The organism is Streptomyces sp. NBC_00440 (assembly GCF_036014215.1).
GTDB lineage: Bacteria > Actinomycetota > Actinomycetes > Streptomycetales > Streptomycetaceae > Streptomyces.
The window spans coordinates 6385254-6398511 of sequence record NZ_CP107921.1 but is presented as its reverse complement, the minus strand read 5'-3'; the positions used below and the strand labels follow the sequence as shown (position 1 = coordinate 6398511).

The 13258-nt window shown below is 68.0% G+C and carries 7 protein-coding genes and 1 pseudogene; 6 read left to right on the top strand and 2 right to left on the bottom strand.

Going from position 1 to position 13258, the window contains the following annotated elements; all coding sequences use genetic code 11:
- Window positions 1-110 precede the first annotated feature (110 nt).
- A pseudogene (locus OHB13_RS28705) lies at window positions 111-5657 on the bottom strand (SDR family NAD(P)-dependent oxidoreductase); the annotation flags it as partial.
- A 358-nt stretch (window positions 5658-6015) separates the two neighbouring features.
- Here OHB13_RS28705 and OHB13_RS28700 point away from each other — a divergent pair.
- From OHB13_RS28700 to metF, 6 genes are all read left to right on the top strand, one after another.
- Window positions 6016-6789 carry a thioesterase II family protein gene (locus tag OHB13_RS28700; protein WP_328378970.1) on the top strand — a complete coding sequence of 258 codons (774 nt, stop codon included), beginning with the start codon at window positions 6016-6018 and terminating at the stop codon, window positions 6787-6789.
- A gap of 38 nt (window positions 6790-6827) precedes the next feature.
- Window positions 6828-7697 carry a metallophosphoesterase family protein gene (locus tag OHB13_RS28695; protein WP_328378969.1) on the top strand — a complete coding sequence of 290 codons (870 nt, stop codon included), beginning with the start codon at window positions 6828-6830 and terminating at the stop codon, window positions 7695-7697.
- The gene (locus tag OHB13_RS28690) at window positions 7694-8464 is read left to right on the top strand and encodes a 4'-phosphopantetheinyl transferase family protein (RefSeq protein WP_328378968.1); all 771 of its coding nucleotides are present in this window, start codon (window positions 7694-7696) and stop codon (window positions 8462-8464) included. Before OHB13_RS28695 ends, OHB13_RS28690 begins: the two co-directional genes overlap by 4 nt.
- A gap of 107 nt (window positions 8465-8571) precedes the next feature.
- Entirely contained in the window at window positions 8572-9789 is a 1218-nt protein-coding gene (gene metK, locus OHB13_RS28685; RefSeq protein WP_328378967.1) for a methionine adenosyltransferase, read from the top strand.
- A gap of 1 nt (window position 9790) precedes the next feature.
- Entirely contained in the window at window positions 9791-9916 is a 126-nt protein-coding gene (locus OHB13_RS28680; RefSeq protein ID WP_328378966.1) for a hypothetical protein, read from the top strand.
- A complete protein-coding gene (gene metF / locus OHB13_RS28675) occupies window positions 9913-10836 on the top strand; it encodes a methylenetetrahydrofolate reductase [NAD(P)H] (protein WP_328378965.1) in 924 nt (307 codons plus the stop codon). Before OHB13_RS28680 ends, metF begins: the two co-directional genes overlap by 4 nt.
- Here metF and OHB13_RS28670 read toward each other — a convergent pair.
- Window positions 10788-13058, bottom strand: coding sequence for a GH92 family glycosyl hydrolase (locus OHB13_RS28670; RefSeq protein WP_328378964.1), 2271 nt, complete (start codon window positions 13056-13058; stop codon window positions 10788-10790). The genes metF and OHB13_RS28670 overlap by 49 nt on opposite strands.
- Between the last annotated feature and the right edge of the window lie 200 nt (window positions 13059-13258).

Below are 13258 nucleotides of genomic sequence, written 5' to 3'. Positions count from 1 at the left end.
GTTGCAGGGAAGCGGAATGTTGCGGGGGATGTCACCGGCGACGCGGCGGCCGTGGCCGGCCGTCGCGGCTGTCGAAGTCGCCGCAGCCTCTGTAGTGATGGGCGGCCCGGCTACGAAATGCCGAGTTCCTGATCGAGGACGTCGAACAGCTCGTCGTCCGTAGCCGCGTCGGCGATCGCCTTGATCTCAGGCTCCCCCGCACCTGCGCCCTGGGTGTCGCGCCACTTGCGCATCAGTGCTTCCAGTCGTGAGGTGACCCTTGTACGGCTGTCTGTCCGGCCGTCGTCCGTGTGGCCGTCGTCGAGCGCGGTCTCGCCGAGCAGGGACTCCAGCCGGTCGATCTCCCCGATCAGCCGACGCGCGATGTCCTCATCGGCCGGGGCGATCAGGGTCGCGATGTAGGCCGCAGCTGCAAGGGAGTTGGGGTAGTCGAAGACCAGAGTGGCGGTGAGCTGAAGCCCGGTCGCCTCGCTGAGCCGCCTGCGCAGTTCGACGCCCGCGAGCGAGTCGAACCCCAGCTCCTGGAAAGCCCGGCCGGGCTCGACGTCGTCCACCGAGGGGTGTCCGAGGACCGCTGCGGCGTGTGTACGTACGACGTCCAGCAGCTCGTCCTCACGTTCTTGAGGCGGCAGTCCGGCGAGCCGTCGCCGCAGGTCGCCCGTACGCCGGCCCGGTGCCTGCTGCCGGCGTCGCCCGTTCGCGGGCACCACACCGTGCAGAACCGGCGGCACATCGTCGCCCATCGAGCGCAGTACGGGGCGGTCGAGGCAGAGGGCGAACAGCGCCGACTCACCCGACTCGACCGACTCTCCTGACTCACCCGACTCGACGGCAAGGTCGAGGAAGGCCAGGTCGAAGAGGGCCAGCCCTTCTTCCTCGGTCAGCGCGGGGAGCCCCAGCGCTCCCATGCGCCGGTGGTACTCGTCTGCCGACCCGTCGTCCGCGTCCGCGGCCCACGGACCATAGGCCAGCGCGACCGCCGGGAGCCCCGCGGCCAGCCGGGTCGCGGCGAGTGCCTCCGCGAAGGTGGCCGCGGCAGCGGTGCCGGGCCGGCCGGCTCCGTGCAGGATTCCGCCCGATGTCCCGATCAGGACGAAGGCGTCCAGGGCGAGGTCTCGCGTCGCCTCGTGCAGGTTCCAGGCCGCGGTGGCCCGTGCACCCAGGACCGCGGTCAGCTGTTCCGGGCTCAGCGTGCCGATCAGCGCATTGTGCTCAGTGGAATCGGCGTGCACCACGGCGGTCAGCGGGTAGGCCTCGTCGATACGTGACAGCAGCCCGGCAACTGCACCGGGGTCGGCCATGTCACCCGGTTCGACGGTGACGTGGGCACCGAGTTCCGCCAGCGCGGACACCAGAGCTGCGGCTTCGGCGCCGGAACTACCGGTCAGGACCAGCCGCCGCGCTCCGTGAGCGGAGACCAGGTGGCGCGCCAGGACGGCGCCCACGCCCCGGGTGCCACCGGTGATGAGGACGGTGCCCTCCGCCGGGGCCACCGGGTGGTCTTCGCGGATGGGAGGGGAGGCAGGAGCCAGCCCGGGACGGAGCAGTACCCCGTCGCGTACGGCGGTCTCGGGCTCGCGAGCGCCGAATGCCGCTCCAAGGGCCCGCGCGCACTCCTCCGTACCGGCCGCCGGATCCAGGTCGATGAGCAGGAACGCGTCGGGGTGCTCGGCCTGGGCCGCGCGTATCAGACCCCATACACCCGCCTGGGCAGGATCGGCCGCGCCCCCGTGTACAGGAACGGCGCCCTGCGTCACCACGGCGAGGCGGGAAGTGTCCAACCCGTCCTCAGCCAGCCATTCCTGAACGGTCCGGAGAGTACGTCGTGCCAGGTCTCCTGCGGCATGCGCGACATCACCATCGGTACGGGGCAGCGGCAGGACCGCCGTACGAGGACCGGAGCCGTCCACGGCCAGCTCGGCGGAGAGTTCGGCCGGCGTCGCATAGACAGGTACGGGACCGAGCGGCGCGTACTCCGCACTGCCCAGCAGCACGACGTCCTGCGCATGGGGATCGCCGGGCCGAGTCCGTTCCCTCGGTGCCCAGTTGAGTCCGTACAGCGCGCCACGGCCTGTCGGCGCCACGGCACGGGCTTGGATCCGGCGCGACAGGAGGGAACCGACCGTGAGAACGGGAGCGCCCGCCGGATCGGTCAGGCTGACACCCACCCGGCCTGCCTCGCCGGGCACGATACGGACACGCAGCTGGGACGCTCCCGCCGTGTGCAGGGTGACGTCGCTCCATTCGGCGGGCGCGATGGGGGTTCCGTCGTGCTCCGCACCGGCGTGATGCGTCTGCAACGCCGCGTCCAGCAGCGCCGGATGGACTCCGAACTCCGCGCCCTCGCCGGCCTCTCCGGGCAGAGCGACCTCGGCGAGCAGGTGTTCCCCGTCCTTCCACGCGGCCGTGATCCCCTGGAACGCCGGCCCATAGTCGTGGCCGCGCGCGAACAGTTGCTCGTACACCTCGTCGACATCGAGCGGGACAGCTCCGACCGGCGGCCAGGCACCGGGCGGGTCATAGGCTTCCGGCGCCCCCTCACCAACCGCCAGCACGGCCTTGGCATGCAGGGTCCACGGCGTATCGATGCCTTCTGCTCGGGAGTGCACGCTCAGCGGCCGCTCCCCTGTCTCGTCAGAGGCCCCTACCCAGACGCGCAGGGCGGTGGGCGGCCCGTCATGCGCCAGGAGGAGGGGTTCCTCAACGGTGAGGCTCCGTACGACGTCGCACCCGATCTGCTGACCAGCGGCCAGCGCAAGCTCAATGAGCCCGGTCGCGGGGAACTCCTTGACACCGTTCAGGCTGTGATCTGCGAGCCATCGCTGGTCGCCGAGGCCGAGGCGTCCGGCCAGAACCAGGCCGTCGCCCTCGGGCAGCTCGACAACGGCACGCAGGAGGGGATGTTCGGCCGCCGTAAGTCCGACGCTCGCCACGTTGTCGAGCGGCTGGGCGTTCAGCCAGTAGTGCTGGTGTTGGAAGGCGTACGTGGGGAGTTCGGTCAGCCGGGCAGTGGACCCGGCGAAGAACGCACGCCAGTCCACCGGAACGCCACGCGCAAACAGCCCACCCAGACCTGTCAGAAGCTCCGTGGCCTCATCACGACCACGACGCTGCAACCCAACAAACGCCACCCCGTCAGCGGCCCCATCATCGCCGACCACCTCCACACCCATCGGAACCAGAGCCGCATCCGGCCCCACCTCCACAAACGAACCCACACCACGAGCCGTGAGAGCCGTCACCGCATCCGCGAAACGCACCGGCTCACGCACCTGCCGCACCCAATAACCAGGATCCGACCACTCACCCTCAACCACACCACCAGTCACCGTCGAAACCGCCGACAACTGAGGTGCATTGAAGGTCAGCTTCTCCACCACGGCGGCGAACTCATCCAGCATCGGATCCATCAACACCGAGTGGAACGCGTGACTCACATCAAGCCGCTTCGTCTTACGACCGAGCCCAGCGATCCGCCCGGCCAGCTCCATGACCTCGGCCTCAGCACCCGAAATCACCACCGAAGACGGGCCGTTGACGGCGGCGATACACACACCAGCCGACAACAGCCCGGCAACCTCACTCTCCGGAGCCCCGACCGCGACCATCGCACCACCCGAAGGCAGCGCCTGCATCAACCGCCCACGCGCGGCCACCAACACCGCAGCATCCTCAAGCGACAACACCCCCGCCACATGAGCCGCAGCCACCTCACCGATCGAATGACCGGTCACAAAGTCAGGCCGCACACCCCACGACTCAAGCAACCGGAACAACGCCACCTCAACCGCGAACAACCCCGCCTGAGCAAACACCGTCCGATTCAACACACCAGCATCAGTGCCCCAGACCACCTCACGCACCGACACACCCAACCCGGCATCCGACAGCTGGGCATCCAGCAACCCCACCACCGCATCAAACGCCTCAGCAAACACCGGGAACGCCTCATACAGACCACGCCCCATCCCCACCCGCTGAGCACCCTGCCCCGTAAAGAGAAACGCCGTTCCCTCACCGGCACGCGCCACATCCCGGACCACACCCGCCCCGGACTCACCCGCCGCAAGCGCCGACAACCCAGCGACAAACCCCTCACGGTCCCCCGCCACCACCACAGCCCGATGCTCCAGAGCCGCCCGCGACACCGCCAGCGAGAACGCCGTATCCACGACACTCACACCCGACTCCACATGCGCCACCAAAGCAGCAGCCTGAGCACGCAACGCCTCAGCACTACGCCCCGACACCACCCACGGCACCACACCACCAACAGAAGCCTCAACCGGCACCGACAGCGCCTCCGGCTCCTCCAGGATGACGTGCGCATTCGTCCCGCTCAGGCCGAACGACGACACACCCGCCCGCCGCGGACGACCCACCTCAGCCGGCCACGCCCGCTCCTCCCTCAACAACTCGACCGCACCCGCAGACCAATCCACCTGCGACGACGGCTCATCCACATGCAACGTCCGCGGAAGAACACCCTCCCGCAACGCCATCACCATCTTGATCACACCCGCCACACCAGCAGCAGCCTGCGTATGACCAATGTTCGACTTCACCGACCCCAACCACAACGGCCGATCCTCCGCACGGTCCTGGCCGTACGTCGCCAACAACGCCTGCGCCTCGATCGGATCACCCAGCGTCGTCCCCGTGCCGTGGCCCTCCACCACATCCACATCAGCAGCCGACAACTGCGCATCCGCCAAAGCCTGCTGGATGACGCGTCGCTGCGACGGTCCGTGGGGAGCCGTCAGACGGCTCGACGCGCCGTCCTGGTTGACGGCTGATCCCTTCAGCAGCGCCAGCACCGGATGACCATTGCGCCGCGCGTCCGACAGACGCTCCAGCACCAGCACACCCACGCCCTCGCCCCAGCCGGTCCCGTCGGCGGCGCCGGCATAGGGCTTGCACCGGCCGTCCGGGGCCAGGCCGCGCTGCTGGCTGAAGTAGATGAAGACATCGGGGGTGGACATGACGGTCACACCACCCGCCAACGCCAGCGAGCTCTCACCCGACCGCAACGACTGCGCCGCCAGATGCATCGCCACCAACGACGACGAACACGCCGTATCCACCGTCACCGCCGGACCCTCAAGACCCAACGTATAAGCCACCCGACCAGAAACCAGACTCCCCCCACTGGTCACCGCAGCCTCAGCACCCAAACCATAATCGTGATACATCAACCCCGCGAAAACACCCGTCGCACTCCCCTTCAACGACAAAGGATCAACACCCGACCGCTCCAACGCCTCCCACGACGCCTCCAACAACAACCGCTGCTGCGGATCCATCGACAACGCCTCATTCGGACTCACCCCGAACAAACCCGCATCAAACAAACCCGCACCCCCCAGAAAACCCCCCTCCCGCGCATACGACTTCCCCGCCCGACCCACCACCGGATCGAACAACCCACCAACATCCCAACCACGATCCCCCGGAAACACCCCCACAGCATCCACACCACCGGACACCACACCCCACAAACCCTCCGGCGACGACACCCCACCCGGATACCGACACGCCATCCCCACCACCGCAACCGACTCCCCCGCCAACAACCCCTCCGCACGGGAGAGACGTTCGCGCGTCGTCTGCAAATCGGCGGTGGCGCGCCTCAGGTATTCCAGAAGTCTTTCCTCGTTGCCCACCGGAGGCCCCCCTCTGCGTCAGTCCGGATACCCATGGCCCACACGGCACCGAAGCCGGGAGTTGAGTCGTTTTCAGTCATTCGTCTCGACGTTTCACAAGACGCCTGATCTTCGCTTCGGAGGCTACTGAGGCCCTTGTGGGTGGCCAACCCCTGACTGAGGCCAAGGGGGTACCCCTAGTCCGGGCCGGGCCTTGGGTTAGGGGGTGAAAGGGAGGTCCCCGGGCGTCTTCAGGGGGTGATTCGTCTGGTGGCCGCCGTATCGGTCCGGCTTGAATGTTGCTCAGGTTCGACTGCCCGTCGGCCAGGACGGCGCTCGCCTTGTGGGCGGAGCACAGAAGGGAACCCTGCCAGTGAATGAGGTCGCGGCACCGGAACGAACCAGTGCGTGGATCCGACGCTTCCAGCCGGCGCCGGAGGCAGCCACGCAGCTGGTCTGCTTCCCGCACGCGGGCGGTTCGGCAGCGTACTTCCTCCCGGTCGCCCGCGCGATGTCGCCCGCGGTGGACGTACTGGCGGTCCAGTATCCGGGTCGGCAGGACCGCCGCGCGGAGCCCTGCGTGGAGGATGTGCACCAGCTGGCGGATCTCGCGGCCGCCGAACTGCTCCAGTGGGCCGACCGCCCGCTCACCCTCTTCGGCCACAGCCTCGGGGCCACGCTGGCATTCGAGGTCGCGGTACGGCTGGAGCGTGCGGGAATCGAATTGACCGGTCTGGTGGCCTCGGGACGCCGGGCCCCTTCCCGGTACCGCGAGGAACGCATCCACGAGATGGACGACAAGGGACTGATCGAGGACCTGAAGCGGTTGAGCGGAACGGATGACCGGATGCTCAACGACCCGGAAATCCTGGCAATGATCCTTCCGTACGTACGCGCCGACTACAAAGCCGCCGAGACATACCGCTACCGTCCCGGTGACGGATCCGGCATCAACTGCCGGATCGTCGCCATGACGGGGAATTCCGATCCGCATGTGTCGACCGCCGAAGCCAGGGCCTGGTCCACGCACACATCGGGCGACTTCGGGCTGCGGGTGTTCTCCGGCGGACACTTCTTCATCAACGACCACGCACCCGCGGTGATTCAGGCAATCAGCGAGTTCATCGACGGCCGTATACCGGCCTGAGCCGAACACCACGGGCAGTTCAGAAAATGGGGCTTTCGATGTCGGGGCACGGAAAACTCCTGGCCATCAGCGACCTCCATGTCCGCTACGAGGACAACGAGGAGATCGTCCAAGGGATCCGGCCGGATTCGGACGACGACTGGCTGCTGGTCGCGGGGGACGTCGGGGAAACCAGCACCGATATCCACCGGACACTGGAGCTGCTCGCCGACCGGTTCAGCAAGGTGATCTGGGTGCCGGGCAATCACGAACTGTGGACCACTCCGGACGATCCCCTGCGGCTCAACGGGGTGCGGAGATACGAGCATCTGGTCGCAATGTGCCGCGAATTGGGTGTGGTGACTCCCGAGGACCCCTTCCCTGTGTGGGAGAGCGCGGACGGACCCACGGCGATCGCCCCGCTGTTCGTCCTGTACGACTACTCCTTCCTGCCCGCGGGCGCCGTGGACAAGCAGTCCGGGCTCGCCATCGCGGAGCGGGCGGGGATCGTCTGCAGTGACGAGTTCATGCTGCATCCGGACCCGTATCCCTCCCGGGAAGCATGGTGCCGGGCCAGGCTGGAGAGCACCGAAGCACGGCTGGCCGCGCTGCCCGCCGACCTGCCCACCGTGCTGGTGAACCATTTTCCGCTGGTCCGCGAACCCACGTTCATCCTCACCCATCCGGAGTTCGCCATGTGGTGCGGGACCGTCGCCACCGCCGACTGGCCAACCCGTTTCCGTGCGTCGGCGGTGGTCTACGGGCATCTGCACATCCCCCGGCTCATCCACCACGACGGGGTGCCGCACCACGAAGTGTCCCTCGGGTATCCACGCGAGTGGCGGCGGTACGGCAGGGCCCCGGGCCGGCTCGTGGAAGTCCTCCCGGCCGCCGCCGGTCGGAGCAACGGGAGGATGGTGCGCCCGTGATCGAAGATCTGCTGCCGTCGCCCGCAGAGGTGGCCGAGTCGTTCGGTGACGCCCCCGTCGAGTCGCTCTTCCCCGCGGAAGCCGAGATCGTCGCACGTGCGGTACCCGTGCGGCGCCGCGAGTACGCGACCGTCCGGGTGTGTGCCCGGGAGGCGCTGGGCCGGCTCGGTATTCCTCCCGGGCCGCTGCTGCCCGGGGCGTCCGGTGAGCCCCTGTGGCCGGCCGGGATCGTGGGCAGTATGACCCACTGCCGTGGGTACCGGGCAGCTGCGGTCGCCCGGTCGACGGACGTCACCACCATCGGACTGGACGCCGAGCCCAACCAACCGCTGCCCAGCACCGGGGTGCTGGACCACGTGGCGCGGCCCGAGGAGCAGCGCCTGCTCGTCCGGCTCGCCGAGAAGCGGCCCGACGTCTGCTGGGACCGGCTGCTCTTCAGTGCCAAGGAGAGCATCTACAAGGCCTGGTTCCCGCTGGCCGGCCGCTGGCTGGACTTCCTGGAGGCCACGGTCGTCATCGATCCCGATGAAGGCACGTTCTCCTCGCGGCTGCTGGTACCCGGGCCGCTCGTGGACGGCGTCCGGGTGCACGGTTTCCGTGGCGGCTGGCTGGTCAGGAACGGGCTGGTCCTCACCGCGATCACCCTGACCCGGGCCGATTCCGGGGCCGGGGCCGACGCCGCGACCGCCCGTACGGTGGCCGCCCCAGCAACTCCTCCGCACACCGGGCCGGGCCCCTTGGAACACCCGGCAGGCGCGGCCCCCTGAATCGCGGTCAGGGACGGCGGTCACGGCCCCCGCCCCTCTCGTCACCGAATCGAATACTTCGAATACTTCACATACGTCCACACCGAATACGTCCCGTACGGAGTGCCATGTCCCGTCGTCTGTTCACCTCGGAATCTGTTACCGAGGGCCACCCTGACAAGATTGCTGACCAGATCAGCGACACGATTCTCGACGCGCTTCTGCGTGAGGACCCCGCTTCCCGTGTGGCCGTGGAGACGCTGATCACCACGGGCCAGGTGCATGTGGCCGGTGAGGTCACCACGAAGGCGTACGCGCCGATCGCGCAGCTCGTGCGGGAGAAGATCCTGGAGATCGGTTACGACTCGTCGAAGAAGGGCTTCGACGGTGCTTCCTGTGGTGTGTCGGTGTCGATCGGGGCGCAGTCCCCGGACATCGCGCAGGGTGTCGACACCGCGTACGAGAAGCGGGTGGCCGCTTCGGGTACCGAGGATGATGATCTCGACAAGCAGGGCGCGGGCGACCAGGGCCTGATGTTCGGCTACGCGTGTGACGAGACGCCCGAGCTGATGCCGCTGCCGATCCATCTGGCGCACCGGTTGTCGCGTCGTCTGTCCGGGGTTCGTAAGAACGGGACGATCCCGTACCTGCGTCCGGACGGGAAGACTCAGGTCACCATTGAGTACGACGGTGACAAGGCGCTGCGGCTGGACACGGTCGTGGTCTCCTCGCAGCATGCGAGTGATATCGATCTGGACTCGCTGCTCGCCCCGGACATTCGTGAGTTCGTTGTCGAGCATGTGCTGAAGCAGCTGATCGATGACGGCATCAAGCTGGACACCGAGGGGTACCGGCTGCTGGTCAACCCGACCGGTCGTTTCGAGATCGGTGGCCCGATGGGTGACGCGGGTCTGACCGGTCGCAAGATCATCATCGACACGTACGGCGGGATGGCCCGCCACGGCGGCGGCGCGTTCTCCGGTAAGGACCCGTCGAAGGTGGACCGCTCGGCGGCGTACGCGATGCGCTGGGTCGCCAAGAACGTGGTGGCCGCAGGCCTCGCCACCCGCTGCGAGGTCCAGGTCGCCTACGCGATCGGCAAGGCCGAGCCGGTGGGCCTGTTCGTCGAAACCTTCGGCACCGCCACCACGGACACCGAGAAGATCGAGCACGCCATCAACAACGTCTTCGACCTCCGTCCGGCCGCGATCATCCGCGACCTGGACCTGCTGCGCCCGATCTACGCCCAGACCGCCGCGTACGGCCACTTCGGCCGCGAACTCCCCGACTTCACCTGGGAGCGCACCGATCGGGCAGCCGCACTGCGCAGGGCCGCGGAGGCCTGATATGCGCATCACCACCGGAGCCCCGGCCTCCACCGGTCACCTGGTGACCGCCCCTCATGAACCGCTGGTAGGCGGATGCCGCCCGGTCACCACCGTCGCCAGGGCCGTCTTCGGCGGCGCCCCATGACGACCCTTCAGGCTCCGGCAGCCCGCCGGAGCATCACGGACACACTGGCGACCGGGCAGCGCTCGTACTCCTTCGAGTTCTTCCCGCCGAAGACGGAGCGCGGCGAGCGGACGCTGTGGCAGGCACTGCGCCGCGTGGAGGCGGTGAACCCGACGTTCGTCTCCGTGACGTACGGCGCCGGAGGCTCCTCCAGGGAGCGCACTGCCGCCATCACCGAACGGATCGCGGAGGAGACGACACTGCGACCGGTCGCGCATCTGACCGCCGTCGGGCATTCGCTCGCTGAGCTGCGGCACATCATCGGACGCTACGCGGACGCGGGCATCCGTGACGTCCTCGCACTCCGGGGTGATCCGCCGGGCAACCCACGGGGACCCTGGGTGCCGCACCCCGACGGGCTTCAGCACGCCATCGATCTGGTGCAACTCGTGGGCCGCTGCGGTGACTTCGACATCGGAGTCGCGGCTTTCCCGGAGCGGCATCCGCGGTCTGCGGACTGGGAGAGCGAGATCCGGCATCTCACGGCGAAGTTCCGGGCGGGAGCCGGGTACGCCATCACCCAGATGTTCTTCAGCGCGGACCACTACTTCCGTCTGCGCGACAGACTTGCCGCGGCGGGGTGCCACGCACCGGTGATTCCCGAGATCATGCCGCCCGTACGGTTCGAGCAGATCACCCGGTTCGCCGAACTCAGCGATGCCACATTCCCCGATCAGTTGGCCCGGCGGCTGGAGGCCGCACGGAACGACCCGCAGGCGGCACACCGCATCGGCGTCGACCATGCGACGGAGCTGGCGCAACAACTCCTTGACGCGGAGGCCCCCGGCCTGCACTACATCACGCTGAACCATTCGACAGCCGCCCTCGACATTCATCGCGCGCTACGGCTGCCCGCGCATCCGGCACAGCCCATGTCATAGGCCGGTTCGGGGTTCGGCGGAGGCGGTGCGGTGGTGGCGGCCCATGCCTGCGGCGCGGAGCTCATGGTGAACTTCAGGTGTCCCCCGCGCACCAGGTCGGTCTGGCTCAGGGAGGGCTCCGTGATGCTCCGGCCGTTGAGGGACAACGACTGCACGTACGGCTTCGCTGCTGCTCCCGGTGCGCTGATCACCAGCGGACGGGAGGAGGCGGGAAGGCGGAGTACCGCCTTGTCGAAGAACGGGCTTCCGACCGCGTACTGGGCCGACGCGGGGTTGACCGGGTAGATACCGAGTGAGGACAGCACATACCAGGCGGACATCTGTCCGCAGTCCTCGTTGCCGCTGAGGCCGTCGGGACTGTTGGCGTAGTTCGTACGGGCGATGCGGCGCACCTGTTCCTGCGTCTTCCACGGCTGTCCGGCGTAGTCGTAGAGGTAGGCGGCCTGGTGGCTGGGCTCATTGGTGTGGTTGTTGTGGCCGCCGGCGAAGTAACTGTCCAGCCAGGAGGCGAACTTCTCGTCGCCGCCCTTGAGGGCGATCAGTCCGGGGATGTCGTGCAGCACGTCGAGCGTGTACACCCACTGGTCGCCCTCGGTGAACCCTCCGTCGGCCCAGGAACCGTCGAGGTTACGGGACTGCATGAAGCCGGTGGAAGTGTTGAACAGCTTCTTGTAGTTGTTGCTGCGCGCCAGGAACATATGGGCGTCGGCGGTCTTGCCCACCTTCTTGGCGATCTGCGCGACCGCCCAGTCCTCGTAGGCGTAGTCCAGCGTGCGCGACCCGGCCTCAGAGGTGTGGTCGGCTGCGACCCAGCCGTTCCGCTTGTAAGTGGTCAGACCCGCTCTCGCCTCCACGGGTGTGCCCTGCTCGCGGTCGTGGAAGTCCAGTTCGGTGTCCCGGTCCGGTGGTGTCATCGCGTCCTTGTACACCGCCCGGTAGGCCAGTTCGCGGTCGAACCCGGTGAAGCCCTTCGCCATGTCCTCGGCGATGATCGAGTCGGCGTTCGTGCCGACCATGATGTTGGTCTCCGTGATGTTCTTCCACATCGGCAACCAGCCGCCCTGCTGGTAGTCCTGGAGCATCGAGGTGACCATGCCGTTGATGCGTTCCGGGGCGAAGAGCGTCAAGAACGCGTTCTCCGCCCGGTAGGTGTCCCACGTCGAGTACCCGGTGTAGCTGACGCCGGAGTGGACCTTGTCGTCGTAGGCGCTGTAGTAGCGGCCATGCTCGGACATCTCCGACGGGTACTGCAGGGCGTGGTACATCGCGGTGTAGAAGACGGCCTTCTGGTCAGGCGTGGCACCCGTCAGATCGACCCGGTCGAGCTTGCCGCTCCACTGCGCCCGGGTCCTGGCCACGGTCTGCTCGAAGCTCTGGTCGTCGGGCACTTCGGCGGCGAGGTTGGCGCGTGCCTGGGTGACCGAGATGAACGAAGTCGCGATCCGGACCTGGACCTTCTGGGTGCCGGACGGGAAGCGCACGTACGCGGACACATTGCCGTCGGTGCGGTCGGCCCGGCCCTCGTACCGGGTGGCCCCCGTGGCGGTGCCGTAGCCGGCGAAGGGGGTGTCGAACCGCGCGACGAAGTACCCCTTGAAGTGGGGTGCCTTGAACGGGCCGAGGTCGCTGTCCTGCCGGTCGGGGTTGTAGCCGGTGATCTCCCGCGCTCGGGGATCGACGTGCACCTGGCCCGTGATGCCCGGCCGCGTGGCCTGCAGGACGAAATTGGACTCCGCGCCGTGCGGGTAGGTCATCCGCAGGAACCCGACCCGTGAGGTCGCTGTCATCTCCGTCCGGAGTGTCTGCCCTGCGCCCGTCTGCATGTTCACCGTGTAGCGCGCGGGCGAGGCGGTCTCGTCGGCATGGGTGAACGCCAGCCCGCGGTCGGCCGCGGCCGTCTTCACGGCGCCGACCCCCGGCATGCCCACCACATAGCCGGAGTCGCCCATCCAGATCGCCGGCTGGTGCGTGCCGATGAAGCCGGTGATCTTCGGGTCGTTGAGGTGGTACGGAGTTCGGCTGACGTAGTTGTCCCGGGTCATCGGCGACCACCTGGTCATACCGAACGGCGGAGCCGTGCTGGGGATCATGCCGCCGTACTCGGTACTGCTGGCACCGGTCGTCCCGATGAACGGGTTGACCAGGCTCACATTCGACGATCTGCCGTCCGCCCGGCTGGTGGCGGCGAACGGCGGGAGGCACAGGGCCACGAGCGCGGTCACGATCATGATCGTCCACGTCAGGGGCGCCGGCCCGGAGAATCGGCCGAGCCTGTGGATGCCCGAACCACCAGGTCTCTCCAGGTACATGACACACCTCCGAGTGGCAGCGTTGTCGAAGCGATCGAGTCTCGCACGAGCGGGGACCGAGCGCGGCGGTGTCGCCACGCCGGTCCCCGACCGGGGCAGCCGCGGGTCCGTGT